Raw genomic sequence first — 25913 nt, 5'->3', positions numbered from 1 at the left:
CCATGAGCAGCAGACGGCAGGCGGGTGATGGCAAAACCAAATTGGCCAGCCTCGGCGGCTGGCCCTGTGTTGTGCTTGTTGGTCATTGTGCGGAAGTACCTAACAGCGAGCTCAGGCCGCCACGGCGGGCCTTGATAACGAGGGTGGTGTGGGCCCGCAGCTTGCGGGCTGCGACACACTGGCGCAGGGTCAGCGCAATGCTGGCCCGTGGGCGGGGCGAGATCTGGCGACAGGCGATCAGATGGCGCTGGTAGTCACGCAGGCGCGCACTGGCACCGCGCAAGTCTTCCCACCACCAACTCAAGTCCCGTTCCATGTCGGATATCAAACGGTGGTTCATGCGCTGCCCTCCTCACTTTTGTACCATTTGGCAAAACTGTCCTTGGCAGCAGCGAGGGCTTCTAACCCATAGAGGCGGGCACGGCGCTCCACCCTGCATTCAAACAGCAGGCGATAAATGGCATATTTTGGACAGGGCTTATTGCCCCGCCGCATGGTGACGAGCATGGTCTGGTACTGACGCAGGGATGTCAGCTTCACTTCGGCAATGTCTTGCAGGGTGGCCAGTTCGGCCTTGAGTTCAGCCTCAAGCGTGAGGCGCGACGGCTTGAGGAGTTTCATACCGCATCCTCCGCAATCAAATGGCTCAGCCCGTGCGGCAGGTTCACGCGGCCGCCTTTATCCCAGATAAACCAGCTGTATTCGCAGGAGTCAGACCCGCCATTCACAAAGCTATGGCGCGGAACCAAGATCGGTGTTTTGTTCGGAAAGCCAACCTCTGCCCAGAACGGCACTCGTTTCCTGCTGCCCAAGAAGTTCACCCGCTGCAAATAAATCAGGGTGCCGTCAGGCGCGAGCTCCGACAGGCTTTTTCTCAAAAACTCTTCGGTCAGCGAAAACGGTGGGTTGGTGATGATTACGTCAAACTGGCGGCCAAAATCCCACGCCAAGTAGTCACGGCCTTGGCTGATCTCTGCCCACTCTTTCTGCTCTGCAGGGAGTTGCACAGGGTTATAGATGTTCCCCTCTGCGCGGCACGGCTCCATAAAGTGGTCGCCAGCGCGAAAGCTGATGCAGTTCAGCAGGGCAGCAACGGCGCTTTTCGGGGTGGGGTATAGCTCACGTGCGATGGTGTTGCCGGTGGTGCGGCTCATGCTGCACCCCCTACCACCGAGCACCCGTTCGCCGGTGACCAGCTTGAGATCGGGACTTGCAGGCCCAGCTTGTTTTGATCACGCTCGCCTTTCAGCAGCGCGCTGACAGTTTCGTTACAGTTAGCACAGCCGCACCACTGGCCGCCGCACTGGCAGAACTCCATCCCGTATTGCTTTTCCTTGGAGCAGATCGAGGTGCGCAGGCAGCCTTGGCACAGCACAAAGAAGCTAATGCGGATAACGCTCAAGCGATTAGGGCGGATCGGCTCATTGGCCATTGGCTTGCTAAACACGGTTTCATCAGGGCCAGATGCCATATCAGCGCCAATGAAGAACGGGTCAGCCATAAACGGCAGGTCATCAAACTCCACCGGCTCTGCATCGTCTTGCGGCTGGAAGACCAGCCGATCTTCTTCGAGATCCCACGTAAAACCGCTTCTCCCCTCAGCGAACAGCCATTCATCGGCTGCCTGTGGGTTTGCGGCCGCGAACTCGTTAAACAAGCGAAGGAACATCAGGTCTTGGCTCATTCCTCGTCCCCCATCACTGAGTCGTCATCGAGCAGATCAGCAGGGCAGCTGGTCACCACCAGTTGCACCTGGATGTATTGGTCGCCCGAGTAGAGTTCGCCCAAGGCGATCCGGTTGGCTTGTTCATTGCTGGCCAGCAGTTCGGTCAGCAGCGGCAGCACGGCCTGCTCGGCGCGCTTGGCGATATGAATGGCGTCGATGCTCATGCCACCGCCTCGTTGTTCTTCGGAAATAGTGGTTTGAACCATGTTTCAGACGTCTTCTCAAAGGCTTTGCGGCCGTCGTGGCAACCTTGTTCATAGAAGGCTTGGTCGATACCAGGGAACTGTTTGATGGGATGAACGGCCGCCTCAGTCCAGCCACGGTTAAACCCTTGGGTGTAAGCTGACCCCTTTTTGTTTTCGTGATGGTCGGCTAGCAGGTGCGGTTTGGTTGCCGCCACATCCAGCATCGGCTGCTGCTGGTTGGCATTGATGCCAGTCATCAGCCATCCGGTGTACTGGGTCAGCCCTGGATGGTTGGCGATCAGCAGCAGCAGGCCACCGCCGATCTCGCGGTATCCCAGCTCGTAGTTTTTGAGCGTGGTGGGCGGAATGCCCAGCAGGTCTGCAAACTTCGGGCGGCTCAAGCTCATCTGTTCCCGCAACTGGCGCAGACGCTTGGCGGCATGGTGGTTCAACAGATTGATTTCGGTCATGGGTGCGGTCATGGTCAGACTCCTTGTTGAGTGGTGCAGGGATGGATGCAGCTGAACAGGGATGCCCAAGCCAGTGCAGTTGAACGCTCGGCGAGCGCAATACCATCAGGGTGCTGAGTAAGGCGGGAGCCATAACGGCCCGCCAGCTTGCGTTGTTGAATGCGAAGGTTGCGCATCGCGCAGGGGATCGCTAAAGTTGGCATGTCGATTCGTCCTATGGATTGATTAATGAAGGCCCGCTTGGAGTTGCTGCTCCGTTAAGCGGGCTTTTTATTGCCCGATTGCTCGCGGGCCTGGCGTCATCTGGCTTGCCGCCAGCACTGCACGTTTCATCCGCAGCTTTGCGGCTCTCTCTTTCTTCTCTCTCTCGATATCGCCGATAGCGCGGGTCACCGGAGCCGGGTGCCACACCTTGCTGTCACAGCCGCCGCGAAACTCCCCCTGATAATCCAGCGCTAACACCGCCAGACGGAGCGCCTCGCGCTGCCCATGGGGCAGGGCAGACAGGGTGGCAGTCATCAGCTCACCGCGTGGCTGGCGGGCGATGGTGCAGATGGCTGCTTTTTTGGCGGTGCTGATGGCCAACCAGTCGGAGTCCAGGCGGCTGCGGGTCTTGCCGAACATCTCGCGCACCAGCATTAATCCTGCGGTGTTCATCGCGGCTTGTTCGTCTGGCGTCAGGCCAGCCAAATTGCGTTGTTCATGGTCAATACGTTGGGTTTGCATGGGTTTCCCCTTACATGGTCATGGTTTGCATCAGGATGTCTGATGCGCAGGCGACAGCCGGCACAGCCTGAAAGCGGGCCTCGATGTCGTGGATTAAGATGGCGATAGACCCCATCGCTGACGTGGCCACGCTCACCAGGGTGTTGCGTTCTGAACGGGTGATCCGGCCACGGTCGGTTAGCTCCAGCGTTCGCTGGCCAATGCTGGCGATCTTGGCGTTCAGGTCGATTGCCTGATGGGGAAGTGATGGCGCGCGCTCTGCGTTTGGAATGGCGATGGCGGTGAGCTTGCATTCCATCAGCATGCCGTCGAACAGGGTCTCGTCACCGTCTGTGGCGTGATACAGCGCGATGAGATCGAAGGCCGTTAGCTTGTGGCTTTCGCATGCCTGGTTGAGCTTGTTGTGCAGCACGCCGCTTTTCATGCCGAGCGCGCGTTCCAACTGGCTGATGTTATGCGTTTCTTTAAAACGGTCGATGGCACCAACAAAGTGGCTGTGTGAAAGGTTGGGTTTATTTGACACTCTAATTTCCCTCCAAAGTTCGCTATGGTTAGCTGGCTGCATGGCAGCTCAACGTGAAACCAACGCGGAGGCTTGGCACTGCAGGCGCAGCGCTTCGAGATTGATGAGTACCTTCTGACGCCGACCTGTTTTTGGCAGGGTGGGCAAACGACCGTCCTCGATCATGGTCTGGACGAAGTCCTCGGTGAAACCGGCCAGCTCGGCGAACTTCTCCTTTGAACAAACCGGAAAGGTATAAACGGGGATGGTTGGCGTCATGGCGAGGCCCTTACTGTGCGTTGTTATCAGGGGTTGGCGTGATGGGGTCGGCCTTCAACTTGCCACCGGTCAGTACCTCAATCTGGTAGGCACGGCCTTTGGGGATGGTTTCGCCCCATTGAGAAATTGCCGCCTCTGAAATGTTCAGCTTCTTGGCCAGCTCAGCTGCTGAGCCGAAGTAGTTGATGGCATCTGCTTTTTTCATACATCCCCTGTTGTCGATCTTAAGTTCGGATTGATTGCATCCTATCTTAGGTTCGAACCATAAGCAAGCTTAAGATCGGGTCGCCAAGGTTAAGCTAGCTTTATGCATATTTCAGATCGCATCTTCAGTAGAAGGTCAGCCCTTGGCCTCTCCAAAACAGCGCTAGCCAAAGCCGTTGGCGTAGCCGATGTTTCTGTCGGTAAGTGGGAATCAGGGCAGAACCAGCCCAAAGGCCGCTATCTCAACGACTTGGCGGCGGCATTAGGCGTATCTGTCGATTGGCTACTGACTGGCAAAGAGGATGGGGTGACCGGGGTGACTGAGCTTCCGTTCCCTGGCTACCGCAACGTTGAACCCGCGATTATTCCGCAGGGCGGACGAGTGCCGATCCTGAGTTATGTGCAGGCGGGCAATTGGCGGGAGATGTGCGAACAGGCCAGCACCTTCGATGGCAATGTCGAATATGTGACGGCGAGCGTAGATATCGGCCCTTGTGGCTTTGGTCTCTGGCTACGCGGCAACTCGATGTCACCGCAATTTAATGAGGGTGATTTGGTGATCGTTGACCCCGACGAACAGCCCCGCCCGGGGGATTTCGTTGTGGCCAAAAACGGCAGCGACGAGGCTACCTTCAAGAAGTACCGCCCCCGCGGCATCGATGAGCACGGTCAAGAGGTGTTTGAACTGGTTCCGCTCAATGACGATTACCCGCCCATGTACTCCGACCGGCAGCATATCGAGATCATTGGCGTGATGGTCGAGCACCGCATTTTTAGAAAACGATAAGGACGCGTTATGTACACCTATAAAATGATCCAAGTGCCCCCAACTATCGCCATCACTGGCAAAGATAACGCTCAAGGCGCGGCGGCAAGTTATTTACAAAACACGGTAAACGCTCAGGCCGTAGATGGTTGGGAGTTTCAGCGAGTAGATTCTTTTGAGGTTGATGTTCAACCTGGTTGCTTTGGTGCCTTGTCTGGGAAGAAAGCAGGCGTTACTTCCTATTATGTCATCACGTTCCGCAAGCCCGTCTAATGCTTGTTTGTTTAAGTATTCGAGCGATTTATTTTTACCGAGTTGTTGCGCCTAAGTCACTTCGTAGCAGTTGCCGCTTCAATCCTTCTTGTTCTGAATATGCACTGCTAGCTTTACGAAAATATGGATTTTTAGTTGGCTGGCGGATGACGCTGAACAGAATTCATCGCTGCCAGCCACCTGGTGGTGGCGATGATTTTCCTTGATATATTTTCGACTTACTTCTCCGCGGGATTAAATTAAATGAAAAAAGCAGCAATCCTAGCCCTAGTGTTATCCGCCTCATTATTCGGCTGCGGCAAAGATCCAAAAGAAATGCCGTTCCCTGACAATATGTCAACGTGGAAGACGGATAGTGAGTTCACTGAGGCCATCAAACAGCTGAATGAAGATGACCGTAAGTTGCTGCAAGGCTATATGGTTGCGGCTGTCATGTCTGAGGCTTTTGGCGGGAAGGGAGTTCCTGAAGGTCAGACAATCGGTGCAGCCATTGAGGCCCAGCGCACAATGATTGAAGCGAAGGCGCGTGAGGAGCAGGAGAAGGCAGCCAAGCAAGAGCAGGTTAAACGGGCACAAGAAGATGCCCTGGCCAAGATGAACAGTGCTGTTGATGCCGTATTGCTCACCTTCAAATTCGTCCCTGCTGATGCTGGTGCAAAACGTTACTCAGACAGCTTTGATATTGCTATTGGCTTTAGAAACAAGACCGACAAGGAAATATCAGGGGTGAAAGGTGTTGTCATTCTCAAGGATATGTTTGGCGAAATTATCAAAGCTGTTCGACTATCCAACTATCAGCCTGTTCCAGCCAAAGGAAAATCCATATATCGAGGCAGCATCGATTACAACCAGTTCATTGATTCCGACAAAAAATTACGAAGCATAGACCATAAAAAAATGAAATTTGAATGGACTCCTGAAATCTATGTTTTTGATGATGGTTCAAAGCTTGATGCTGCGGCGATTAATTAACCTACAGGCTACCTCGTAACAGGTTTATTACCGCAATGACCGTCCGCAAACTTGACGATGGCAAGCCAAAGCTCTGGCTTGCCGAGGTCTATCCCCAAGGTCGAGACGGCCCGCGCAAACGCAAGCGCTTCGCCACCAAGGGCGAAGCCTTGGCTTGGGAGCGCTTCACCCTGGATGAGCATCAGGCCAAGCCCTGGCTAGGGCAAGAGGCGAAAGAGCATCGCACCTTGCAAGACCTGATCGATCTCTGGTTCAAGTTGCATGGGCAGACCCTTAAGCGTCAGCAGGTCCGGCTGGCCAAGCTGCAGATCATCTGCAACGGCATGGGAAACCCGAAGGCGATTGAGGTCACCCCAAAAATGTGGGCGCATTACCGCGCCAAGCGAATGGCTGGTGAAATCGATAACGGTTGGAATGTCGGAGCAAAAAAGGCCATCACAGCGCGCACGGTTAATCAGGAACTGGCATTCCTCAAGGCGGTGTTTGGTGAGCTGATCCGTTTGGGGGAATGGCTTCACCCGCACCCATTGCAGACTACCACCGCAGTAAAGACCCCCGATCCCGAGATGACCTTTCTGCAGCAGTGGCAGATCGCCGATCTGCTCTCGGCGGCGCAGCGATACCCGAACCCTGATTTGGCGCTCATTATCAAAATCTGTCTGGCGACCGGCGCGCGCTGGCGTGAGGCGGAATCATTGACCACATCGCAGGTCACCCCGTACCGAATTACCTATACAAACACCAAGGGCAACAAAAACCGGACGGTGCCGATCAGCAAAGCGCTTTATGATGAGCTGCTGACGGGTAGCAAGAGCGGCCAGCTGTTTCAGCCCTGCTATCTGGATTTCGGCAGGGCACTTAAAACAACCGGCATTGAATTGCCTGATGGTCAGCTGACCCATGTCTTGCGCCACTCGTTCGCCAGCCACTTCATGATGAATGGCGGAAATATCTTGGTTCTACAAAAGATATTGGGCCATGCGAACATCCGTGACACGATGCGCTATGCCCACTTCGCACCCGACCATTTGGAAGATGCCGCCCGATTAAACCCGCTGGAAGTGTGGCGACAAAATGGCGGCATAGCTTAGGATTATTCGCTTTTATCGCCCCTTATTCCCCATTGTACGCCTGAAAATCAAGGGATAGCGCCGTCATGTCACACCTCAATTACAACCATCTCTACTATTTCTGGATGACTCAGAAAAAGGGCTCCGTTACCCAGGCAGCGGAAGCCCTTTTTTTGACCCCGCAAACGGTCACCGGCCAGATCAAGCTGCTGGAGCAGCGCCTCGGGGGCAAGCTGCTCAAGCGCAAGGGGCGCTCGCTCGAGGCAACCGAGCTGGGCCAGCTGGTGTTTCGTTATGCCGACAAGATGTTCAGCCTCTCCTACGAGATGCTCGATATCGTCAACTACCGCAAGGAGAGCCAGATCCTGTTCGACGTCGGCATCGCCGATGCCCTCTCCAAGCGCCTTGCCAGCCGCGTGCTGCTCTCTGTTATTCCGAATGATGGATCCATTCACCTGCGCTGCTTCGAATCGACCCACGAACTGCTGCTGGAGCAGCTGAGCGAGCACAAGCTCGATATGATCCTTTCCGACTGTCCGGTGGACTCCAGCCAACATGCGGGGCTGCTCTCCAAACGACTGGGCGGCTGTGGTGTCAGCTTCTTCTGCAAGGCGCCGCTGCCTGAAAAGCCTTTCCCTGCCTGTCTGGAGGAGCGCAAGCTGCTGATCCCCGGTCGTCGTACCGCCATGGGGCGACAGTTGACCCAGTGGTTCGAGCAGCAGGGGGTCTCTCCCAGCATTCTCGGCGAGTTTGATGACGCGGCTTTGATGAAGGCGTTTGGCTTCTTCAATCAGGGGATCTTCATGGCTCCCACCATCTATCGGGAGGAGATCCTGGAGGGGGAGGGGGTGATGTTGCTGGGCGAGACCCAGGATCTGATGGAGGAGTACTACGTCATCTTCGCCGAGCGAATGATCCAGCATCCGGCGGTAAAACGGGTGTGCGAGAGTGATTTCACCTTCCTTTTTGCCGGGGAGGAGAACTTCTCCGCCATCCAGCCAGCCACCCTGTCGTTTTAAAACGACCCGTCACCACGTATCATCGGCGATGAGTGGTAGAGGAGAGATGTGATGCAACTTGAAGAGATGGAAGCCAATGCGAGTCAGGCTGTGGCGCTGCTCAAGGCGCTGGCCAACGAACGGCGGCTGTTTATTCTGTGCCAGTTGCTGGAGCGGGAGCTGTCGGTTGGGGAGCTCAACGAGCGATTGGGATTGAGTCAGTCGGCCTTGTCACAGCATTTGGCGCTGTTGCGGCGGGATGAGTTGGTAACGACGCGCAAAGAGGCCCAGACAGTCTACTATTCGCTGCGCAGCCACGAGGTGCGTGAAATGATCAGTTTGCTGCATCGACTTTATTGCAGCGCAGATAAATAAAAAACCGGCACTAAGGCCGGTTTTTTTAGCTTTGATCAGCAGAAGCTGATTAAGCCATAGCTTTGATCTGGGCAGACAGGCGGCTCTTGTGACGAGCAGCTTTGTTCTTGTGGATCAGGCCTTTGGTCGCCATACGATCCATGATCGGCTGAGCAACAGCGAAAGCGGCAGTCGCAGCAGCTTTGTCGCCAGAGGCGATAGCAGCGATGACTTTCTTCAGGTAGGTACGGGTCATGGAACGACGGCTGGCGTTGTGCTGACGGCGTTTTTCTGACTGAAGAGCGCGCTTCTTAGCAGATTTGATGTTAGCCAAGGTAAAACTCCTAAAACTGTCTTAGCGAGTGTATTGAAAAGGCCCGGAAATATGCCCTTCCAACCACATATTGTCAAATGATTTGTGCAAATAAACACCGCCTCCCGGTGGTGTGTCAGTAGGGAGACGGTTAAACTGTCGGCCGATTCTAGCAGCATTCTTTTCATTCTGACAGTTCCAGAGGCCTCGTCTTGAGTAAGAAATTGATCAAATCCGGCATGATAGTGTCCGGAATGACGCTGGCATCCCGCGTAATGGGCTTGGTTCGCGATGTGGTCATCGCAAATCTGCTTGGTGCCGGGGTGGCCGCCGACGTCTTCTTTTTTGCCAATCGCATTCCCAACTTTCTGCGTCGTCTGTTCGCCGAAGGTGCCTTCAACCAGGCCTTTGTTCCCGTGATGACGGAGTACAAGAAAAATGGCGACGAGGGGGACGTGCGTGAATTGCTGGCAGCAGTGGCGGGCACGCTGGGGGGCATAGTGACTGTGGTCACCCTGCTCGGGGTGCTGGGGTCGGGTGTGCTGACCGCGCTGTTTGGCTGGGGCTGGTTCTGGGACTGGCTGTATGGCGGCCCTGCGGCCGAGAAGTTCGAGCTCGCCAGTCTGATGCTGAAAATCACCTTCCCCTACCTCTGGTTCATCACCTTTACCGCCATGGCGGGGGCCATTCTCAACACCTTCGGCCGCTTTGCGGTCTCGTCGTTCACGCCGGTGTTTCTCAACATCACCATGATTGCGGCTGCCTGGTGGATTGCACCGCTGATGGACAATCCCGAGATTGCGCTGGCGATAGGTGTTTTTTTGGGTGGTTTGGTACAGTTTTTGTTCCAGTTCCCGTTTTTACGCCAAATCAACATGCTGGTGTGGCCCAAGTGGGGATGGCATCACCCTGGGGTGGTGAAGATCCGCACACTGATGATCCCGGCCCTGTTCGGGGTCTCGGTCAGCCAGATCAACCTGCTGGTCAACACCATGCTGGCTTCGTTCCTCGCGACCGGTGCCATCAGTTATCTCTACTACTCGGATCGCCTGCTGGAGTTCCCCCTCGGCCTCTTTGCGGTGGCCATCAGTACTGTGATCCTGCCTGCCCTGGCCAAGAAGCATGTGGATGCCGATCCGGCCGACTTCTCCCGCACCATGGATTGGGGGGTGCGGATGGTGATGCTGCTCGGCCTGCCCGCCATGATCGGCATTGCGGTCATGCGCGAGCCGATTCTGCGGGTGCTGTTTATGCGCGGCGAATTTGGCCTGCATGAGGTGAGCATGTCCAGTGCCAGTTTGCTGGCATCCACCACCGGTCTGCTCTCCCTGATGCTGATCAAGGTGCTGGCGCCCGGTTACTACGCCCGTCAGGACACCAAGACGCCGGTGCGGATCGGGGTGATGGCGATGATTGCCAATATGGTCTGCAACCTTATCTTCATCTACCCGCTCGGTTATGTGGGGCTGGCGCTCTCGACCGCCTGCTCGGGCACTCTGAATGCGGCTTTGCTGTTTAAGGGGTTGTATCAGCAGAGCGTCTATCGTCCCTCCCGTCATACCGGCGTGTTCTGCCTCAAGCTGCTGGTCGCCAGCGTGCTGATGGGGGGCGTGCTCGCCTATCTGTCGCCGGATCTGGCCCAGTGGGGCGCATGGAGCATGGGCAAGGCCAGTTTGCAGCTGACCATGCTGCTGTCGCTGGGGGCTGCGGTCTATGCCGTGGTGTTGCTGCTGCTGGGCATTCGGCCGCGTCACCTTAAATCGGGGCAGCAGTAGCCGTGATCCTGCGGCGCCATGGGGATAGTGCCTCATGGCGCCGCAGGGGGCGTGATTGGGCCCGGATAGTTGAAATCAGGCTATGAGGGCTGACCCTGCCTGCTGCCTGATATATAATCCGCCGATTTCCATGGCAGCAACGCACAAGGCACTGATGGAGCTTATTCGCGGCATTCACAATCTCAAGCCCCGTCACCGGGGATGTGTATTAACCATTGGCAACTTTGATGGGGTTCATCAGGGTCACCATGCGGTATTGGCACGTCTCAAGGAGAAAGCGGCCCAGCTGGGATTGCCCGCCTGCGTCATGCTGTTTGAGCCGCAGCCGCTGGAGCTGTTTGCCGGCACAGCTGCGCCCGCCCGGCTGAGCCGGTTGCGCGAGAAGTATGAAGCGCTCAAGGGTCTGCAGATCGACCGCATGCTCTGCGTGCGCTTCAGTCACCGCTTTGCCGAGCAGGCGGCCTCGACCTTTATTGAGCAGTTGCTGGTGGAGAAGCTCGGGGTGCGCTACCTGGTGGTCGGCGACGATTTTCGCTTCGGCAAGGGGCGGCAAGGGGACTTCCACCTGCTGGAGGAGGCGGGTCATCGCTTCGGCTTCGAGGTGATCAGTACCCAGAGCTTCCAGCTCGAACGGCAGCGGGTCAGCAGCACACTCGTACGCGAGGCCCTGAAAGCGGGCCGGATGGCGGAGGTGGAGCTGATGCTTGGCCGCCCCTATACCATTAGCGGCCGGGTGGCCCACGGCGACAAGCTGGGGCGCACCATAGGTTTTCCCACCGCCAATCTGGCCCTCAAGCGCCAGGTGATCCCGGTCGGTGGCGTGTTTGCGGTGGAAGTGATATGTTCCGGCAAGACCTTCCCCGGTGTAGCCAATGTGGGTGTACGGCCGACCTTGAGCGGTACACAAGCCAGATTGGAAGTACATCTATTTGATTTTTCTGGTGATCTATATGGTCAGCAGGTCAAGGTGCTGCTTCGCCACAAGCTGCGCGAAGAGCAGAAGTTTGCCTCTTTCACTGCCTTGAAAGAGCAGATCGAACGAGATGCCCTGGCGGCCCGAGCCTGGTTCGGGCTGCCACAATTCAATTTACCCAGCACTCTTTTAGAAAAGAAGGGAACCCAGGACTGATGAGCGACTATAAACACACCCTGAATCTTCCGGAAACCGAGTTTCCGATGCGTGGCGATCTGGCCAAGCGCGAACCCAACATGCTGAAACGTTGGTACGATCAGGATCTCTACGGCGCTATTCGCCGCGCCAAAGCGGGCAAGCCTTCTTTCATTCTGCACGATGGCCCCCCCTATGCGAACGGCAACATTCACATCGGTCACTCGGTCAACAAGATCCTCAAAGACATCATCATCAAGTCCAAGGGCCTCTCTGGCTTCGATTCCCCCTATGTGCCGGGTTGGGATTGCCACGGTCTGCCTATCGAACTGAAAGTAGAAGGCATGGTCGGCAAGCCGGGCGAGAAGGTTTCCGCTGCCGAATTCCGCGCCGAGTGCCGCAAATACGCCAAGACCCAGATCGAAGCGCAGAAGACCGACTTCATCCGTTTGGGTGTGCTGGGCGACTGGGAACACCCCTACCTGACCATGGATTTTGGCACCGAAGCCAACATCATCCGCTCCATGGCCAAGATCGTTGAAAACGGCCACTTGCACAAAGGCTCCAAGCCGGTGCACTGGTGTACCGATTGCGGCTCCGCCCTGGCTGAAGCCGAAGTGGAGTACTACGACAAGAACTCCCCCTCCATCGATGTGCGCTTCAAGGCCGTCGATGAAGCATCTGTTGCCGCCAAGTTTGACTGCGCCGAAGGCCACACCGGCAAGGGCCCGATCTCTGCGGTGATCTGGACCACTACCCCGTGGACCCTGCCAGCCAACCGCGGCATCGCCATGCACGCCGACCTCGACTATGCGCTGGTGCAGGTGGAAGGCGAGCATCCCGAGCGTCTGATCCTGGCCGCCGAGCTGGTCAAGGACGTGATGGATCGTGCCGGTATCGAGCAGTTCCACAATCTGGGCTACGCCAAGGGCGCGGCACTCGAGCTGCTGCGCTTCAACCACCCCTTCTACAGCTTCGACGTGCCGGTGGTGCTGGGTGACCACGTTACCCTGGATGCCGGTACCGGCGCCGTGCACACCGCTCCTGGCCATGGTCAGGAAGACTTCGTGGTCGGTCAGAAGTACGGTCTGGAAGTGGCCAACCCGGTTGGCAGCAACGGCGTTTACCTGCCGGATACCGAACTGTTTGCCGGCCAGCACGTGTTCAAGGCCAATGCTGCGGTTGTCGAGGTGTTGACCGAGCGCGGCGCCCTGCTGCATCACAAGGTGTTCAACCACTCCTATCCGCACTGCTGGCGTCATAAGACCCCGATCATCTTCCGTGCCACCCCGCAGTGGTTCATCAGCATGGAGCAGAAGGGTCTGCGCCAGCGCGCGCTGGAAGAGATCGAGCGCATCGAGAAGGACGGCATTGCCCAGCAAGGCCAGAGCGGCTGGGTACCGGCCTGGGGTAAAAACCGTATTCAGGCGATGGTCGAGAACCGTCCTGACTGGTGTATCTCCCGTCAGCGTACCTGGGGTGTGCCTATCTCCCTGTTTGTCCACAAAGAGACTCAGGCGCTGCACCCGGAATCCGTGCGCCTGATGCACGAAGTGGCCAAGCGGGTCGAGCAGTCCGGCATCCAGGCATGGTGGGATCTGGACAAGGCCGAGCTGCTGGGCAGCGATGCTGACATGTACGACAAGGTGCCTGACACCCTGGACGTCTGGTTTGACTCCGGTTCGACCCACTCCTCCGTGGTCGATGCCCGTCCCGAGTTCAACGGCAACCCGGCCGACATGTATCTGGAAGGTTCTGACCAGCACCGCGGCTGGTTCATGTCCTCCCTGATGATCGGCGTGGCAATGAAAGACAAGGCCCCGTACAACCAGGTGCTGACCCACGGCTTCACCGTGGATGGCCAGGGTCGCAAGATGTCCAAGTCCATCGGCAACGTGGTCAGCCCGCAAGACGTGATGAACAAGCTGGGTGCCGACATCCTGCGTCTGTGGGTAGCGAGCACTGACTACACCGGCGAGATGACCGTATCCGACGAGATCCTCAAGCGCTCTGCTGATGCTTATCGCCGTATTCGCAACACCGCCCGCTTCCTGCTGGCCAACCTGAACGGCTTCAATCCGGCGACCGATATGGTTGAGCCTGCCGACATGGTGGTGGTGGATCGCTGGGCTGTGGGTCGTGCCAAAGCAGTACAGGCCGAGATCATGGCCGCATTCGACGAGTACAACTTCCACGGCGTGACCCAGAAGCTGATGCAGTTCTGCTCCATCGAGATGGGCTCCTTCTATCTGGATGTCATCAAGGACCGCCAGTACACCGCCAAGGCTGACAGCCTGGCCCGTCGCTCCTGCCAGACCGCCCTCTATCATATCGCCGAGGCCATGGTGCGCTGGATGGCGCCGATCATGAGTTTCACCGCTGATGAAATCTGGGCACTGCTGCCGGGCGAGCGCGGTGAGTTCGTCTTCACCGAAGAGTGGTACGAAGGCCTGTTCGGGCTGGAAGCCGGTGAAACCCTCAACGACGATTTCTGGGCCGAGATCCTCGCCGTGCGTGGTGAAGTGAACAAGGCGCTGGAAGTGGCCCGTGGCGAGAAGCGTATCGGCGGCTCCCTGCAGGCTGAACTGACCCTGTTCGCCAAGCCGGAGCTGGCTGCTCGTCTGAACGCGCTGGCTGATGAGCTGCGCTTCGTGCTGCTCACCTCCAAAGCCAAGGTGGTGGTGGCTGACACTGCGCCGGAAGGCTCTGTGGCGACCGAGCGTGATGACCTGTGGCTGAGCGTTGCCCAGTCTGCCGCCGCCAAGTGCGACCGCTGCTGGCACCATGTAGAAGATGTGGGCACCATCGCGGGTCACGAAGAGATCTGTGGTCGCTGTGTGACCAACGTTGAGGGTGACGGCGAAACGCGTCAATTTGCCTGATGAACATGACTCAACATAAAAGCGGCCTGCGTTGGCTGTGGCTGGCAGTGCTGGCCTTTGTACTGGACCAGGCGAGCAAGCTCGCCGTGGTCAAGTTGCTGCCATTTGGTTACCCGGGGGTGGAGATCACCCCCTTCTTCAATCTGGTGCATGTCTACAACAAGGGCGCCGCATTCAGCTTTCTGGCTGATCAGGGGGGCTGGCAGCGCTGGTTCTTCGCGGTGCTGGCGTTTGCCATCTGTGGATTGCTGATCCACTGGCTGCGCAAGCAGTCGGTGACCCAGCGTTGGAGCGGTATCGCCTATTCACTCATCATCGGCGGCGCCCTTGGCAACGTCTTTGATCGACTGGTGCTGGGCCATGTGGTCGATTTCCTCGACTTCTACTGGCAGCGTGCGCACTGGCCGGCGTTCAACCTGGCCGATAGCTTTATCTTTATCGGGGCAGCCATGATTGTGCTGGACGGTTTCCGTGGTGAGAAAAAGGAGCAGGCATGAGCCAGCAGATCACCGCTAACAGCAGCGTGCTGTTCCACTTCTCCATCAAACTGGAAGATGGCTCGGTTGCCGACAGCACGGCGCTGCACGGCAAGCCGGCCCGCTTGCGGATGGGTGATGGCAGCCTGACCCCGACCTTCGAGCAGTGCCTGCTGGGCCTGTGCGAGGGGGAGTGCAAGAGTTTCACGCTCGCGCCGGAAGAGGCCTTTGGCCTCTCCAATCCCGACAACATCTACCATCTCGATCGTGCCAAGTTTGGCGCCGATGTGGAGCCAAAAGTCGGCACCATCATCCTGTTCGATCAGCCCAATGGCAGCGAATTGCCGGGCATCATCCGGGCGGTAGCCGGGATGTCGGTCACGGTCGATTTCAACCATCCCCTGGCCGGTCATACCGTCACCTTCGAGGTGGAGATCCTGGGCGTTGATGATGAGGAGAAGGTGCACTAATGGATATTCTGCTCGCTAACCCTCGTGGTTTCTGCGCCGGTGTCGATCGTGCCATCAGCATCGTCGAGAGCGCGTTGGAGAAGTTCGGTGCCCCCATCTATGTCCGTCACGAAGTGGTGCATAACCGTTATGTGGTGAACAAGCTGAAAGAGGCGGGAGCAGTCTTCGTCGAGGAACTCGACGAGGTGCCGGACGACAGCATCGTCATCTTCTCCGCCCACGGCGTGGCCAAGACGGTACGCGAGATGGCCAAGTCCCGCGCCCTCAAGGTATTCGATGCCACCTGTCCGCTGGTGACCAAGGTGCACATGGAGGTTCATCGCGCCAGCCGCAAGGGCTCCGAAGCGGTGCTCATCGGCCACGCCGGTCACCCCGAGGTGATCGGGACCATGGGGCAGTACGAGAATCGCGAAGGCGGCATGTATCTGGTGGAGACGCCGGAAGATGTCGCCAAGCTCAAGGTGAAGAATCCGGATGACCTCTGCTTCGTCACCCAGACTACCCTGAGCGTGGATGAGACCTCTGACGTGATCGATGCGCTGCGCAAGCACTTCCCCAAGATCCAGGGGCCGCGCAAGGACGATATCTGCTACGCCACCCAGAACCGTCAGGATGCGGTGCGGGAGATGGCGGGGCTGGTGGACGCCATGCTGGTGGTGGGGTCTCGCAACTCTTCCAACTCCAACCGTCTGCGCGAGCTGGCCGAGAAGGTGGGCGCCAAGGCCTACCTCATCGACGATGCCTCGATGATTGATGCCCGCTGGTTGGAAGGGGTAACGGCGATCGGCGTCACTGCCGGTGCATCGGCACCCGAGGTGCTGGTGCAATCCGTCATCACTCGCCTGCGCGAGTTGGGCGGCAAGGTGGTCGCCGAGCATCCTGGCCGTGAAGAGAACGTAGTCTTTGAGGTTCCTCCCGAACTTAGAATAATTTGAGTGCAGCCAGCAAGGCTTAAGAATAAAATGTGTTGGTAATGACGCCGGGTTTGTTCAAGAGACAGGCTCGGCGTTAAACTTATGAAGCAGTCTGTCACCAAGGATGGGATATGATTGGATACTTTCGTGGCTTTTCTCTTATTGAGCTGATGATTGTCGTCGCCATCGTGGCGATTCTTGGCACCATCGCTTACCCCTCTTATCAGCAATATGTGCTGAGCAGTCATCGTGTCGAAGCCAAGAGCATGCTGCTCAATGCGGCCAATCGGCAAGAAACCTATTTTATGGATTTCAATCAGTATGCATCCTCTGCAGCTGCTCTTGGTATCAGTAGTGCATCTGAGAATGGCCTGTATCAATTATCTATTGCCGTATCAGGCAACACCTACACCTTGTCAGCCAGTGCTGGCGCGACGACAGCCCAAGCCAAAGATACCGATTGCACGGTGTTTTCCATTAATCAGTTGGGCGTCAAAAGTGCTTCTGGTGCAGCTAGCAATAGCTGTTGGGAATAGCCATGGCCATTCATGTTTCATCACATGAGAGAGGATTCAGCCTGCTGGAGGTGATGATCACCGCAGTCATCCTGTCGTTGGGGCTGCTTGGTCTGGTTGCTTTGCAAACCCATTCCAAATTTGCCAGTTATGAAGCTCGTCAGCGCACTATTGCCAGCTGGTTGGCTAACGATATGGTCGAACGAGTACGGATAAATCGCGATAGCTGGACCGCATCCGGTGCAGTGACCGTTAATCTTGCCGCCAACTTGCCACGTCCGACATGCGCCGCCGCAGATGGCACAATCAGCGCGTGCAGTGCTGCAGATTTACGTAATGCAGACCTTCACTACTGGCAACAAGCCCTGCTTGGGGCCAGTGTGTCGGGGGCGGCATCTTCCTTGAATTCACCGATAGGCTGCGTGGTGCGGCGGGCTAATAATGTATTGGCTGTCGGAATATTCTGGGCTGGCAAGCAAGAGATATCTGATGGGGGGGCTGCTGCCGCAGCAGCAACGCTGATCAATGAGTGTCAACTCTCGACAGCAAATAATCTTTCGAGGCGCCAGTTTATTCTGACGACGACTTTATGAATTCTCGCGGTTTCACGCTGGTAGAGTGGCTAGTCGCTATGCTGCTCGGTCTATTTTTGTTGGCGGGGGTATTCACAGTTTTTGTGATGTCTCGCTCCAGCTCTGAAGATGCCTTTGATCAAAGTGAATTACAGGAAAATGGTCGATTGGCCATTCGGTTGATTAGCCAAGATATCAAATGGGCGGGTTTTTTTGGATCTTATACCGGCCAGTCAACACAAGTTGGCTCCTCACTGTCGCTCAGCACTGGCAGTACCATTTTATCAGCCAGTGATTGCCTGGATGAGCGCTCTGTCGGTAGTTTGCCATCACCTCTTGGGCCAATTCGCGGGCTTTGGGTTTCACGGGTTTCCGCAAGCAAAGGATTGAGTGGTTTTACTTGTATTGATGCCAACGATCGAGTGGCAAACTCCGATGTAATCAGTATCAAGCGACTGGTAGGGCGTCCTATACCAGCATCAGAGGGATTGGATACAAACCGCTTTTATATGGCAACCAATAGTCAGGAGGCGAGAGTCATCAAGGGAAGCGAAACCAGACCACTCTTTGGTGCCAATAATGAGAGCCAGATCTGGGAATACCAGCACTACATTTATTACCTATCACAAGAAGATGGTATTCCTGTTTTACGCAAGCGCTATTTGACCGTCAATGGTGGTTCATCTCTGATTGGTGGCGCTATGGCTGAGGGCGTTGAACATATGGTTCTGCTGTATGGTGTTGACGATTCCTTGATCCCTGATGGACGCATAGATCGATATATGTCCACGGATCAGATGACAACTCAACGTTGGAATGAAGGGCGAGTATTGGGCGCTCGGCTTTTTTTACTGATTAGAGCGGCTCGGGAGTCGAGTCGTTATAAGAATAACAATAGCTATCAACTCGGTAATATTACGGTCAATGGTGGCGGAGATGGTTATCGCCGTCTGCTATTGGAAAGCAGTATTGCATTGCGTAACCAGCAAATTGTTACCCGGAGTGGAACATGAGATCGCTTCAACAACAACAAGGGATTGCACTGATAGTTGCACTGGTCATTCTGGTACCGCTCACCCTGATTGCGGTAGTGGTGATGCAATCAAGTGGTATGAGTCTGAAAATGGCCGGTTCTAGCGCCAGTTTGCAACGAGCAGAACACGAAGTGGAAGGTACCCTCGAGTCTGCTTTGGGGGATGCGGCTCTTTCAACAAAAATAGCCACGCAGGCCATTGGAACTTCAGCGGCAATCGGTACTACCACTCCTGCGACTACCCTGACAATCAATACCGAAAGTGTATGCAAACGCAAATTTGAAGCCAGTAGCCAGAATGTAACACCAGCCTGTCGTTATGCTGAAGCGACCACATCCAGTGCTTATGGCAAAGTGAATAGCCAAATGACCTTTACTGCCGGGGTAGAACAACCCTTGCTCAGTGCCAATTAGGGGGCAGAATATGAACATCAGGAACTGTGTACTAACAAGCTTGCTGGTGTTGTGTAGTGGAATATCCAGCACATCTTTGGCTGTGGGCTCTGGTTATTCAGATGATACTGAATTATTCATTTATGATTTTGCAAAGGCTGGTGATTTTCGGCCAAAGGTTCTCTTTATATTCGATAATTCAGGTAGTATGGGGTCGACTACATTGATGGCAAAAGATGAGTATGATCCTGAATTTTCTTATCCAAAATTGCAATACGATGATGGAAGTAAAAATTATTTGTACTATTCCACCAGTGGAACCCCTCCTGATATTTTATACTCTGGGTATTCAAAAAGATTTCTTAATAATGTAAATGCGTGCGGTACATCAAAAGACGTATTGAATAATGATGGGTTGTTCTCTTCCGTATTTTGGAATTATGTTGAGTCTGGAACTGGAACTAAAAAGAAAGGTGAATGGAAACCATTAAAAAATTATAATGAAAATGATGTAAAGATTGTTGAATGTCAACAAGATATCACGGCAAAAAATAACAATAATAGCAGTTTCAGTGGCTCATATATACCAATGGCAGGCTACCCCGTGAATACCACTAGCACCAGTGTTAGCAAACCATGGCAAGATGGTCTATCGCCTGTAGCTCCTGCTACAGGAGGTGCTGAAAGTTTGACTATTTATACTGCTAATTATCTTCGTTGGTATCATGCGCCAGCGAATATATCAGTGTCTAGGCTGACTGTAGCTAAGCAGGCGCTTAAAGAGCTTGTGCGCTCAACTCCGGCTGTGGATTTTGGCTTGGCTGTTTTTAACAGAAATACTGATGGTAGTAATAATGGCGGTCGAATTATTAGAGAAATAATCGGAAATGACACAGTTTTAACTAATGGTAAGACAGGCTCGCAAGACTTAATCGATAAGTCAAATAGTCTCACAGCGGAGACAAACACTCCATTGTGCGAAACAATGTATGAAGCGTATCGTTATTTTGGTGGGCGCGATGTCTACTTTGGTGATGACGGTGGTGATATACAGCCTCCACGTGATCTCAATGCAGAAATAACACTCAAGAAATATAAAACACCTTATGATAAGTGTTCCAGTAACGGTTATGTAATATATATGACGGATGGTGCGCCAACGAATGATATGGCAGCGGATAGTTTAGTCATAAATTTACTAGGTAGCTCTACTGATCCGAATAAACCTAGTTATAGTGGTTCTGTCGGTTATGGTTCGAGTAATGCAAAAAGCTACTTGGCTGCTCTCGCTGGCTATATGAAAAACAATGATATCAATACATCTTCTACTGGCAAGCAGACTGTTACTACTTTTACAGTGGGATTTGGTGATGAGGCGATAAAAGGGGCTGGTAATTTATTGGCTGAAACTGCGCGCAGAGGCGGCGGCAAATATTATCCAGCTACAGATTCGACGCAGCTGAACGAAGCATTAAAATCTTCATTGTTGGCTATTCTGAAAATGAACACATCACTTGTCTCGCCAGCGATTGCCACCAATAACTTTGACCGTACTCGTAGTCTGAATAATATTTACTATGCCATGTTTGAACCGGGGGCTGGCCCGAGATGGAAAGGGAATCTGAAAAAGCTGGCTTTAGCCCCTGATAAAGGATATGTGGTTGATCAAAGTGGTATGCCTGCGATCGCTAGCGACGGGACTATTCTTGAAGCTGCGATAACCTTCTGGTCCTCAACCAGCGATGGCAACAAGGTTGCTGAGGGGGGGATACAAGAGATGTTGGCAGCGAAAACTAATCGTAATATTTATATTATTCCGCCTTCCGCAAGCACCACAAATGCATTAATCTCATTTAGCAAGTCTACCCTTGAAAGTATGGCGGGTGGGGCTACTCAGTTACGCACAGTAATGAGCCTCAATAGCACGGATAACATGGATGATCTGCTTAATTGGGTCAAGGGGGCGGATGCTTTTGATGAAAATCAGGATGGAAGCAAAACGGATATTCGGGAGCATATTCTTGGTGATCCTCTGCATTCTCGGCCATTAGTTATCAACTATGGTTGTACAAAGTTAACAGGACAGACATCGTGCACACCTGACCTGCGAATCGTGATGGGAACCAATGCTGGCTTTTTGCATATGTTCAAAGACAGCGGTTCCACCGTTGATGAAAGCTGGGCCGCCATGCCTTATCAATTTATCGCTAATCAGAAAGCGTTGCGAGAGAACCTGGAATCATCGGTGCATCTCTATGGTGTGGATTCATCACCTACCGTGCTGGTCAATGAGCAAGTCAAAGATGGTTATATCCAGTCGTCACAAGGTGATAAGGTATGGTTATTTACAGGGTTACGGGGCGGTGGCAAGGCCTATTATGCTTTGAATATATCCAATCCGGATTCTCCCTCGCTTATGTGGCGGTTGGACAAAAAAAGTGCTGGCTTTGGCAGGCTCGGTGAAACTTGGTCGATCCCTGAGGTAGCTTTTATCCCTGGGTATTACACAGAAACCGCTGGTAAAAAAAACTATAAGCCTGTTTTGATATTCTCTGGGGGGTATGACCAATCAAAGAGCTATTTGGGTCAAGGGGTTGAAGACAGTGAAGGGTTGGGTATTTATATCGTTGATGCTGAAGCTGGTACTCTGTTATTCAGCTTCACTCCAGATGCAGCTAGTGCAACGAACAAGCAAGTTGCAGGCATGGTTTACAGCATGCCAGGCTCGGTCTCTGTGCTGGACAGCGATGGAGATGGTGTCTCTGACAGGATCTATGCGGGTGATACCGGCGGTCAGATCTGGCGCATCGACATGAAGGGGACAGAAAAAGCCAAGTGGACGGCCATCAAGTTTGCCAGTCTGGGCAATACCCATTTAACAGGTACTGCCAAGAAGCTGGAAGATGACCGCCGCTTCTTTACGCAGCCGGTTTTGGTTCGCACTATCAACAAGGGCTGGAAATATGATGGCACCAATTACCTCTACAGTGAGCGCCCGTTTGATGCTGTGTTGATTGGGAGTGGTGATCGAAACCGACCTTCCTCGGAGGCAACCACCAAAAATGTGTATGTGATGCTACGTGACTACCATGTCAATCCAACCTTGTTTGGAGGGACGTCAGAACCCTCTGTGCCAGCCGCGATCACGCTCAATGATCTCTATGACGTGACCAGTGACCCCTTTGCTGGTTTGAATGAAGAGCAGGCAGTCAATACCACCAAGGCGTTGACCAGCAAGTTGGGATGGAAATTCTGGCTTAACGAGAGCGGCGAAAAATCCATGGGTTCAGGTTTGGTGCTGCAAGGAAAGCTCTATTTCACCTCCTTTCTGCCACAAGTGCAGGACTTCCAGCAGTGCACCATTCAATCGATTGGCGCCATGCGCCAGTATATGATTGATATGCACTACGGCACATCGTTCAAATACGTACTCGATAGCGCCAATCAGGAGGTGATCCAGCGCTATGTCGAGGTGCAAAACAAAGTGGCCGATGATCTGGTTATCCACGGTGGTGACGATGGCCGGATCAGGATTATCGGCGGTGCACCCGGCAAGGAGATCATCCTCAAAGATGATGGACAGGGAGAATCTGAGCGCTGTACTGGCAAAGGTGAGTGTTCGCAAGGTGCAGAGGAGGCGAAGATGGATATGTCTCCCAAGAAAATCTACCTCTATGAAGGAGAACAGAGATGAATCGAATGCTGCTCTGGTGTGTGAGCTTACCCTTGCTGGCTCAGGCGCAAACTGAGGATATGAAATGCTATGTGACCTTGGAAGGGGGCGCACAAATAGTGCTGCAGCAGCCCGTTGCCGACACCAGCAAGGCAAATCTGGTTCGTGTGTTTAAACAGAAAGGTTATGAGATTGATGGAGTAGTACATCTTGTAACAGAGGTAATCGAGTGCGTTCCTTTGGCGGCCACCTTTTCGCGGGCTGATGCAAAAAAGCAAGATGAAATCCAACCCAGATAACACTGTTGATGGAGTGTGACAGAGGGATAAAAGGGGCTAAGAACAACTCAGCCCCTTTTTTTCGCTTCTGCTACGGCCGGATGGCGAAATAATGATATCTACTCGGGGGGCCTGGTCGATACAAAACCGGAACGTCATGTTGGTGCCAATAGCAGTGCCATCTGGGCTAAAGCGAACAAATTGCCGATTAGCCGTGATGGTATGTTCTCCAAGAAAGGGTTCTGTTGCTGATAACAAGATGTCGCCACTTGTAATATCGAGTTGGCGATCCTGATTGGTGTCGATAAAAACCAGCATGCGTTGGGCGCCGGTTTGATTTGCGAGTACGCAGCTTTCTCTTGTTGAGTTACTGACAGGCATGGCAAGGCATGCAGTGACGGACTGTTGCTGCGTGATGGCTTGCCGTTGGCCGAAGATCAGGTGGTCCTGAATATTTCTGGTGTAGATGTCGCTGTCAGTGGTTGTCAGCAGGCTTGCCAATGACGGTAGTCCCACGGTCAGCAGGATGGTAGCCAGACTGGCTGAGATCAAGAACTCGAGCAGGGTAAATCCATTTCGTAACATGCCGTGTGAGTCCTTCTGCAACAGAGACTCCAAGCATAGTCATTGAGTTGAGACGCACGCACCCTCTACTACTTCTTTTGTCATTAATGGCGTGCTAAATATCACGGGCATACAGTGCCGCTCGTCTTGGAATGCGCACGTCCGGAAGCCTTTATTTTAATTTCAACCTCATTCTCACCGCTGATACAAATTGAGAACGTGGCGTTACTGCCAGTGGCAAGTGTGCCATCCGGGAGGAAACGTAGCGCCTGTGCATCGGCAGAAATGGTCAGTTCTGCCGGAAACTCAGGGCTTGCTGCAATCGTGACCTCGCTGCCATTAAGCTTCAGGTCACTATTGCTATCGATAAAGGCGAGTAGCCGGTTAGTTCCACTCGCATTGGCCGGGATACAACCCTCGACTGCAATATTATTAATCAGTGTTATGGTCGTCAGGCAAAGCGTGACGGTTTGCTGATTGGAGACCGCTTGTTGTCTGGCGTAGTTTAAGTGATTGAGAAGGCTCTTCTCCTGCGTCGCCAGATTATTGCTGCCAAGCAGGTTGGTGAGGGAGGGAATGCCTATTCCCAGCAAAATGACGCCCAGTGCAATGGCAATCATCAGCTCCATCAGGGTAAATCCGGCGTTTTTCATCTTTGCGAAGGCCTGTCGTTCCATGACTGCTTACAGCTTATCCTTATGGCGGATAGCTGTCACATGGTTACGCCTGTCTTGAACTGGCAGATTGCCCCCCTTTTCTTTATCATTCCACATCATTTTCGAATTCAAGATGCATCGCCATGGCAAAAGCCCTCTCTCTGATGCTTGCCCAGTTGAATCTGACGGTAGGCGCCATCGAAGATAACACCGACAAAGTGCTCGCTGCGGCAGCCCAAGCCGAACAGCAAGGTGCCGATCTGCTGGTCTGCTCCGAGCTTGCCCTGACCGGCTATCCACCGGAAGATCTGTTGCTGCGTGCCGATCTGATGATCCGGGTTGAGGTCGCGCTGGCTCGCATTGCCGAATGGCAGGGGAACTGCGCCATTTTGGTCGGGCATCCCTGGCGTGAAGGGGAGGAGCTTTATAACGCAGCCTCCCTCTATGAGCGCGGCAAGCTGATTGCCCGTTACTTCAAGCAGGACCTGCCCAACTACGGGGTATTCGACGAGAAGCGCTACTTCACCGCAGCGACCGAGACCTGCGTGGTACCGTTCCGTGGTCACCAGCTGGGGCTGCTCATCTGCGAAGATTTGTGGCAGCCGGGCCCGGCGCTGGCCGCCAAGGCGGCAGGGGCCGAGCTGCTGCTCACCATTAACGCCTCGCCCTATGATCAGGAGAAACCCTGGATCCGCCGCGAGCTGATGGCCGAGCGCTGCGATCAGACCGGTCTGCCGCTGGTCTACCTCAATCAGGTATGCGGTCAGGATGAGCTGATTTTCGACGGCTGCTCCAAGGTGTTCAGTAGCCAGGGCGAACTGACCCACAAGCTGGCCCCGTTTGCTGAAGAGCTGGCGCTGGTACGCTTTGCCGATGGCCAGCCGGTGAAAGAGCGGGAACCGGCTGCGCCGCTGGAACCGTTGGCCGAGATCTATCAGGCGCTGGTGCTGGCGGTGCGCGACTATGTCACCAAGAACGGTTTCCACGGTGCTGTGCTGGGTCTCTCCGGCGGGATCGACTCGGCGCTGACGTTGGCCATCGCGGCCGATGCCATCGGCGCCGACAAGGTGCAGGCGGTGATGATGCCGTTCCGCTACACAGCACAGATGAGTGTGGAAGATGCCAAGGAGCAGGCCGAGCGGATGGGGGTTGAGTTCAACATCATCTCCATCGAGCCGATGTTCGAAGGATTTATGACCCAGTTGGCGCCGTTGTTTGAAGGTACCGCTCGCGATACGACCGAAGAGAACCTGCAGGCCCGCTGCCGCGGTGTGTTGCTGATGGCGCTCTCCAACAAACGTCGTCGTATTGTGCTGACCACTGGCAACAAGAGCGAGATGGCGGTCGGTTATGCCACCCTGTACGGTGACATGGCGGGCGGTTTCGACGTGCTGAAAGATGTGCCCAAGACGCTGGTATTCAAGTTGTGCGAATATCGCAACTCGGTCGACTATGTGATCCCGCAGCGGGTTATCGACCGTCCCCCTTCGGCAGAATTGGCGCCGGATCAGGTGGATCAGGACAGTCTGCCGCCATACGACATCCTCGATGCCATCCTCAAGCGTTATGTGGAAGAGGATGCGTCGGTCGCCGACATGGTGGCAGAAGGATTCGAGGAAGCGGTGGTGCGCAAGGTGATCCGCCTGGTGGATCTCAACGAATACAAGCGCCGTCAGGCGGCGGTCGGGCCCCGCATCACGGCTCGCAACTTTGGTAAGGATCGCCGTTACCCCATTACATCCGGGTTTGGCAAACAGAACTGGTAA

Annotated in this window: 33 protein-coding genes and 1 pseudogene; 20 read left to right on the top strand and 14 right to left on the bottom strand. The window is 54.6% G+C overall.

The window, feature by feature from the left end:
* Positions 1-82: 82 nt before the first annotated feature.
* The 11 genes and pseudogenes from ACW5W8_RS01300 to ACW5W8_RS01250 all read right to left on the bottom strand — a co-directional run bounded on the left by ACW5W8_RS01300 (position 83) and on the right by ACW5W8_RS01250 (position 4093).
* Positions 83-340 (bottom strand): hypothetical protein, encoded by a 258-nt coding sequence (locus ACW5W8_RS01300; protein WP_101316842.1) that lies wholly within the window; start codon positions 338-340, stop codon positions 83-85.
* Positions 337-621 carry a hypothetical protein gene (locus ACW5W8_RS01295; RefSeq protein ID WP_498626062.1) on the bottom strand — a complete coding sequence of 95 codons (285 nt, stop codon included), beginning with the start codon at positions 619-621 and terminating at the stop codon, positions 337-339. The genes ACW5W8_RS01300 and ACW5W8_RS01295 overlap by 4 nt, the downstream gene beginning before the upstream one ends.
* Positions 618-1154, bottom strand: coding sequence for a DNA methyltransferase (locus tag ACW5W8_RS01290; protein ID WP_498626061.1), 537 nt, complete (start codon positions 1152-1154; stop codon positions 618-620). Before ACW5W8_RS01290 ends, ACW5W8_RS01295 begins: the two co-directional genes overlap by 4 nt.
* A complete protein-coding gene (locus tag ACW5W8_RS01285) occupies positions 1151-1684 on the bottom strand; it encodes a hypothetical protein (RefSeq protein WP_498626060.1) in 534 nt (177 codons plus the stop codon). Before ACW5W8_RS01285 ends, ACW5W8_RS01290 begins: the two co-directional genes overlap by 4 nt.
* Complete coding sequence (locus ACW5W8_RS01280) at positions 1681-1890, bottom strand: hypothetical protein (protein ID WP_101316849.1); 210 nt, start codon at positions 1888-1890, stop codon at positions 1681-1683. The genes ACW5W8_RS01285 and ACW5W8_RS01280 overlap by 4 nt, the downstream gene beginning before the upstream one ends.
* Positions 1891-2138: 248 nt before the next feature.
* Positions 2139-2393: pseudogene (locus ACW5W8_RS01275) on the bottom strand (helix-turn-helix domain-containing protein); the annotation flags it as partial.
* Between the two features lie 2 nt (positions 2394-2395).
* A complete protein-coding gene (locus tag ACW5W8_RS01270; RefSeq protein WP_498626059.1) occupies positions 2396-2584 on the bottom strand; it encodes a hypothetical protein in 189 nt (62 codons plus the stop codon).
* A gap of 67 nt (positions 2585-2651) precedes the next feature.
* A complete protein-coding gene (locus ACW5W8_RS01265) occupies positions 2652-3107 on the bottom strand; it encodes a hypothetical protein (protein WP_498626058.1) in 456 nt (151 codons plus the stop codon).
* Between the two features lie 10 nt (positions 3108-3117).
* A complete protein-coding gene (locus ACW5W8_RS01260; RefSeq protein WP_498626057.1) occupies positions 3118-3630 on the bottom strand; it encodes a phage regulatory CII family protein in 513 nt (170 codons plus the stop codon).
* Positions 3631-3678: 48 nt separating this feature from the next.
* The gene (locus ACW5W8_RS01255) at positions 3679-3888 is read right to left on the bottom strand and encodes a Cro/Cl family transcriptional regulator (protein WP_498626056.1); all 210 of its coding nucleotides are present in this window, start codon (positions 3886-3888) and stop codon (positions 3679-3681) included.
* 10 nt (positions 3889-3898) lie between these two features.
* Positions 3899-4093, bottom strand: a complete 195-nt coding sequence (locus tag ACW5W8_RS01250) for a Cro/CI family transcriptional regulator (RefSeq protein ID WP_101323630.1) — start codon at positions 4091-4093, stop codon at positions 3899-3901.
* A 102-nt stretch (positions 4094-4195) separates the two neighbouring features.
* Here ACW5W8_RS01250 and ACW5W8_RS01245 point away from each other — a divergent pair, with 102 nt between their 5' ends.
* The 7 genes from ACW5W8_RS01245 (at position 4196) to ACW5W8_RS01215 (ending at position 8546) form a co-directional block, all read left to right on the top strand.
* Positions 4196-4879 carry a LexA family protein gene (locus ACW5W8_RS01245; protein ID WP_498626055.1) on the top strand — a complete coding sequence of 228 codons (684 nt, stop codon included), beginning with the start codon at positions 4196-4198 and terminating at the stop codon, positions 4877-4879.
* 9 nt (positions 4880-4888) lie between these two features.
* Complete coding sequence (locus ACW5W8_RS01240; protein ID WP_498626054.1) at positions 4889-5131, top strand: hypothetical protein; 243 nt, start codon at positions 4889-4891, stop codon at positions 5129-5131.
* The gene (yidD, locus tag ACW5W8_RS01235) at positions 5131-5337 is read left to right on the top strand and encodes a membrane protein insertion efficiency factor YidD (protein WP_498626053.1); all 207 of its coding nucleotides are present in this window, start codon (positions 5131-5133) and stop codon (positions 5335-5337) included. The genes ACW5W8_RS01240 and yidD overlap by 1 nt, the downstream gene beginning before the upstream one ends.
* A gap of 37 nt (positions 5338-5374) precedes the next feature.
* Positions 5375-6103, top strand: a complete 729-nt coding sequence (locus ACW5W8_RS01230) for a hypothetical protein (protein ID WP_498626052.1) — start codon at positions 5375-5377, stop codon at positions 6101-6103.
* A gap of 35 nt (positions 6104-6138) precedes the next feature.
* Positions 6139-7194, top strand: coding sequence for a phage integrase (locus ACW5W8_RS01225; RefSeq protein WP_498626050.1), 1056 nt, complete (start codon positions 6139-6141; stop codon positions 7192-7194).
* Between the two features lie 65 nt (positions 7195-7259).
* Positions 7260-8192, top strand: a complete 933-nt coding sequence (gene nhaR / locus ACW5W8_RS01220; protein ID WP_498626048.1) for a transcriptional activator NhaR — start codon at positions 7260-7262, stop codon at positions 8190-8192.
* Positions 8193-8243: 51 nt separating this feature from the next.
* Positions 8244-8546, top strand: a complete 303-nt coding sequence (locus ACW5W8_RS01215; protein ID WP_498626047.1) for an ArsR/SmtB family transcription factor — start codon at positions 8244-8246, stop codon at positions 8544-8546.
* Positions 8547-8595: 49 nt separating this feature from the next.
* Here the strand turns inward: ACW5W8_RS01215 and rpsT are convergent, their stop codons facing one another.
* The gene (gene rpsT / locus ACW5W8_RS01210) at positions 8596-8859 is read right to left on the bottom strand and encodes a 30S ribosomal protein S20 (protein ID WP_005308808.1); all 264 of its coding nucleotides are present in this window, start codon (positions 8857-8859) and stop codon (positions 8596-8598) included.
* Positions 8860-9050: 191 nt separating this feature from the next.
* Between rpsT and murJ the strand changes: the two genes are divergently transcribed.
* From murJ to tapY2, 12 genes are all read left to right on the top strand, one after another.
* Positions 9051-10613, top strand: coding sequence for a murein biosynthesis integral membrane protein MurJ (gene murJ, locus ACW5W8_RS01205; protein WP_498626046.1), 1563 nt, complete (start codon positions 9051-9053; stop codon positions 10611-10613).
* 154 nt (positions 10614-10767) lie between these two features.
* On the top strand, positions 10768-11742 hold the full coding sequence (ribF, locus tag ACW5W8_RS01200) for a bifunctional riboflavin kinase/FAD synthetase (protein ID WP_498626113.1): 975 nt from the start codon (positions 10768-10770) through the stop codon (positions 11740-11742).
* Positions 11742-14603, top strand: a complete 2862-nt coding sequence (gene ileS / locus ACW5W8_RS01195; RefSeq protein WP_498626045.1) for an isoleucine--tRNA ligase — start codon at positions 11742-11744, stop codon at positions 14601-14603. Before ribF ends, ileS begins: the two co-directional genes overlap by 1 nt.
* Complete coding sequence (lspA, locus tag ACW5W8_RS01190; RefSeq protein ID WP_005340447.1) at positions 14603-15100, top strand: signal peptidase II; 498 nt, start codon at positions 14603-14605, stop codon at positions 15098-15100. The genes ileS and lspA overlap by 1 nt, the downstream gene beginning before the upstream one ends.
* Complete coding sequence (gene fkpB / locus ACW5W8_RS01185) at positions 15097-15549, top strand: FKBP-type peptidyl-prolyl cis-trans isomerase (RefSeq protein ID WP_101530173.1); 453 nt, start codon at positions 15097-15099, stop codon at positions 15547-15549. Before lspA ends, fkpB begins: the two co-directional genes overlap by 4 nt.
* Positions 15549-16484 carry a 4-hydroxy-3-methylbut-2-enyl diphosphate reductase gene (gene ispH, locus ACW5W8_RS01180; RefSeq protein ID WP_498626044.1) on the top strand — a complete coding sequence of 312 codons (936 nt, stop codon included), beginning with the start codon at positions 15549-15551 and terminating at the stop codon, positions 16482-16484. Before fkpB ends, ispH begins: the two co-directional genes overlap by 1 nt.
* A gap of 110 nt (positions 16485-16594) precedes the next feature.
* Entirely contained in the window at positions 16595-16999 is a 405-nt protein-coding gene (locus tag ACW5W8_RS01175) for a type IV pilin protein (RefSeq protein ID WP_498626043.1), read from the top strand.
* Positions 17000-17001: 2 nt separating this feature from the next.
* Positions 17002-17571 carry a type IV pilus modification protein PilV gene (gene pilV / locus ACW5W8_RS01170; protein ID WP_005348939.1) on the top strand — a complete coding sequence of 190 codons (570 nt, stop codon included), beginning with the start codon at positions 17002-17004 and terminating at the stop codon, positions 17569-17571.
* Positions 17568-18563: a PilW family protein gene (locus ACW5W8_RS01165; RefSeq protein WP_498626041.1), complete on the top strand. Its 996-nt coding sequence runs from the start codon at positions 17568-17570 to the stop codon at positions 18561-18563. The genes pilV and ACW5W8_RS01165 overlap by 4 nt, the downstream gene beginning before the upstream one ends.
* On the top strand, positions 18560-18997 hold the full coding sequence (gene tppD / locus ACW5W8_RS01160; RefSeq protein ID WP_498626040.1) for a type IVa pilus pseudopilin TppD: 438 nt from the start codon (positions 18560-18562) through the stop codon (positions 18995-18997). The genes ACW5W8_RS01165 and tppD overlap by 4 nt, the downstream gene beginning before the upstream one ends.
* A gap of 10 nt (positions 18998-19007) precedes the next feature.
* A complete protein-coding gene (locus tag ACW5W8_RS01155; RefSeq protein WP_498626038.1) occupies positions 19008-22670 on the top strand; it encodes a pilus assembly protein in 3663 nt (1220 codons plus the stop codon).
* Positions 22667-22948, top strand: a complete 282-nt coding sequence (tapY2, locus tag ACW5W8_RS01150; RefSeq protein ID WP_498626037.1) for a type IVa secretion system protein TapY2 — start codon at positions 22667-22669, stop codon at positions 22946-22948. The genes ACW5W8_RS01155 and tapY2 overlap by 4 nt, the downstream gene beginning before the upstream one ends.
* Before the next feature lie 36 nt (positions 22949-22984).
* On the opposite strand, the gene ACW5W8_RS01145 is transcribed toward tapY2, so the two are convergent.
* Positions 22985-23512, bottom strand: a complete 528-nt coding sequence (locus tag ACW5W8_RS01145; RefSeq protein WP_498626036.1) for a GspH/FimT family pseudopilin — start codon at positions 23510-23512, stop codon at positions 22985-22987.
* A 101-nt stretch (positions 23513-23613) separates the two neighbouring features.
* The gene (locus ACW5W8_RS01140; protein WP_498626035.1) at positions 23614-24168 is read right to left on the bottom strand and encodes a GspH/FimT family pseudopilin; all 555 of its coding nucleotides are present in this window, start codon (positions 24166-24168) and stop codon (positions 23614-23616) included.
* A 122-nt stretch (positions 24169-24290) separates the two neighbouring features.
* Here ACW5W8_RS01140 and ACW5W8_RS01135 point away from each other — a divergent pair, with 122 nt between their 5' ends.
* Positions 24291-25913: an NAD+ synthase gene (locus ACW5W8_RS01135; protein ID WP_498626034.1), complete on the top strand. Its 1623-nt coding sequence runs from the start codon at positions 24291-24293 to the stop codon at positions 25911-25913.

It is taken from the genome of Aeromonas aquatilis, from assembly GCF_054052405.1.
This window is presented reverse-complemented; position numbering and strand designations above follow the sequence as displayed.

Excerpts from the sequence above, each read along its gene's own strand:
- tppD (WP_498626040.1), top strand. The coding sequence starts at position 18,560 with ATGAGATCGCTTCAACAACAACAAGGGATTGCACTGATAGTTGCACTG.
- ACW5W8_RS01245 (WP_498626055.1), top strand. The coding sequence starts at position 4,196 with ATGCATATTTCAGATCGCATCTTCAGTAGAAGGTCAGCCCTTGGCCTC.
- ACW5W8_RS01175 (WP_498626043.1), top strand. The coding sequence starts at position 16,595 with ATGATTGGATACTTTCGTGGCTTTTCTCTTATTGAGCTGATGATTGTC.
- ACW5W8_RS01280 (WP_101316849.1), bottom strand. The coding sequence starts at position 1,890 with ATGAGCATCGACGCCATTCATATCGCCAAGCGCGCCGAGCAGGCCGTG.
- ACW5W8_RS01155 (WP_498626038.1), top strand. The coding sequence starts at position 19,008 with ATGAACATCAGGAACTGTGTACTAACAAGCTTGCTGGTGTTGTGTAGT.
- ACW5W8_RS01135 (WP_498626034.1), top strand. The coding sequence starts at position 24,291 with ATGGCAAAAGCCCTCTCTCTGATGCTTGCCCAGTTGAATCTGACGGTA.
- ACW5W8_RS01240 (WP_498626054.1), top strand. The coding sequence starts at position 4,889 with ATGTACACCTATAAAATGATCCAAGTGCCCCCAACTATCGCCATCACT.
- ACW5W8_RS01295 (WP_498626062.1), bottom strand. The coding sequence starts at position 621 with ATGAAACTCCTCAAGCCGTCGCGCCTCACGCTTGAGGCTGAACTCAAG.
- ACW5W8_RS01165 (WP_498626041.1), top strand. The coding sequence starts at position 17,568 with ATGAATTCTCGCGGTTTCACGCTGGTAGAGTGGCTAGTCGCTATGCTG.
- ispH (WP_498626044.1), top strand. The coding sequence starts at position 15,549 with ATGGATATTCTGCTCGCTAACCCTCGTGGTTTCTGCGCCGGTGTCGAT.
- ACW5W8_RS01265 (WP_498626058.1), bottom strand. The coding sequence starts at position 3,107 with ATGCAAACCCAACGTATTGACCATGAACAACGCAATTTGGCTGGCCTG.
- ACW5W8_RS01145 (WP_498626036.1), bottom strand. The coding sequence starts at position 23,512 with ATGTTACGAAATGGATTTACCCTGCTCGAGTTCTTGATCTCAGCCAGT.
- ACW5W8_RS01270 (WP_498626059.1), bottom strand. The coding sequence starts at position 2,584 with ATGCCAACTTTAGCGATCCCCTGCGCGATGCGCAACCTTCGCATTCAA.
- ACW5W8_RS01140 (WP_498626035.1), bottom strand. The coding sequence starts at position 24,168 with ATGGAACGACAGGCCTTCGCAAAGATGAAAAACGCCGGATTTACCCTG.
- yidD (WP_498626053.1), top strand. The coding sequence starts at position 5,131 with ATGCTTGTTTGTTTAAGTATTCGAGCGATTTATTTTTACCGAGTTGTT.
- ACW5W8_RS01250 (WP_101323630.1), bottom strand. The coding sequence starts at position 4,093 with ATGAAAAAAGCAGATGCCATCAACTACTTCGGCTCAGCAGCTGAGCTG.
- ACW5W8_RS01215 (WP_498626047.1), top strand. The coding sequence starts at position 8,244 with ATGCAACTTGAAGAGATGGAAGCCAATGCGAGTCAGGCTGTGGCGCTG.
- lspA (WP_005340447.1), top strand. The coding sequence starts at position 14,603 with ATGAACATGACTCAACATAAAAGCGGCCTGCGTTGGCTGTGGCTGGCA.
- fkpB (WP_101530173.1), top strand. The coding sequence starts at position 15,097 with ATGAGCCAGCAGATCACCGCTAACAGCAGCGTGCTGTTCCACTTCTCC.
- ACW5W8_RS01225 (WP_498626050.1), top strand. The coding sequence starts at position 6,139 with ATGACCGTCCGCAAACTTGACGATGGCAAGCCAAAGCTCTGGCTTGCC.
- nhaR (WP_498626048.1), top strand. The coding sequence starts at position 7,260 with ATGTCACACCTCAATTACAACCATCTCTACTATTTCTGGATGACTCAG.
- ACW5W8_RS01285 (WP_498626060.1), bottom strand. The coding sequence starts at position 1,684 with ATGAGCCAAGACCTGATGTTCCTTCGCTTGTTTAACGAGTTCGCGGCC.
- ileS (WP_498626045.1), top strand. The coding sequence starts at position 11,742 with ATGAGCGACTATAAACACACCCTGAATCTTCCGGAAACCGAGTTTCCG.
- ACW5W8_RS01230 (WP_498626052.1), top strand. The coding sequence starts at position 5,375 with ATGAAAAAAGCAGCAATCCTAGCCCTAGTGTTATCCGCCTCATTATTC.
- ACW5W8_RS01300 (WP_101316842.1), bottom strand. The coding sequence starts at position 340 with ATGAACCACCGTTTGATATCCGACATGGAACGGGACTTGAGTTGGTGG.
- ACW5W8_RS01255 (WP_498626056.1), bottom strand. The coding sequence starts at position 3,888 with ATGACGCCAACCATCCCCGTTTATACCTTTCCGGTTTGTTCAAAGGAG.
- tapY2 (WP_498626037.1), top strand. The coding sequence starts at position 22,667 with ATGAATCGAATGCTGCTCTGGTGTGTGAGCTTACCCTTGCTGGCTCAG.
- pilV (WP_005348939.1), top strand. The coding sequence starts at position 17,002 with ATGGCCATTCATGTTTCATCACATGAGAGAGGATTCAGCCTGCTGGAG.
- ribF (WP_498626113.1), top strand. The coding sequence starts at position 10,768 with ATGGAGCTTATTCGCGGCATTCACAATCTCAAGCCCCGTCACCGGGGA.
- ACW5W8_RS01290 (WP_498626061.1), bottom strand. The coding sequence starts at position 1,154 with ATGAGCCGCACCACCGGCAACACCATCGCACGTGAGCTATACCCCACC.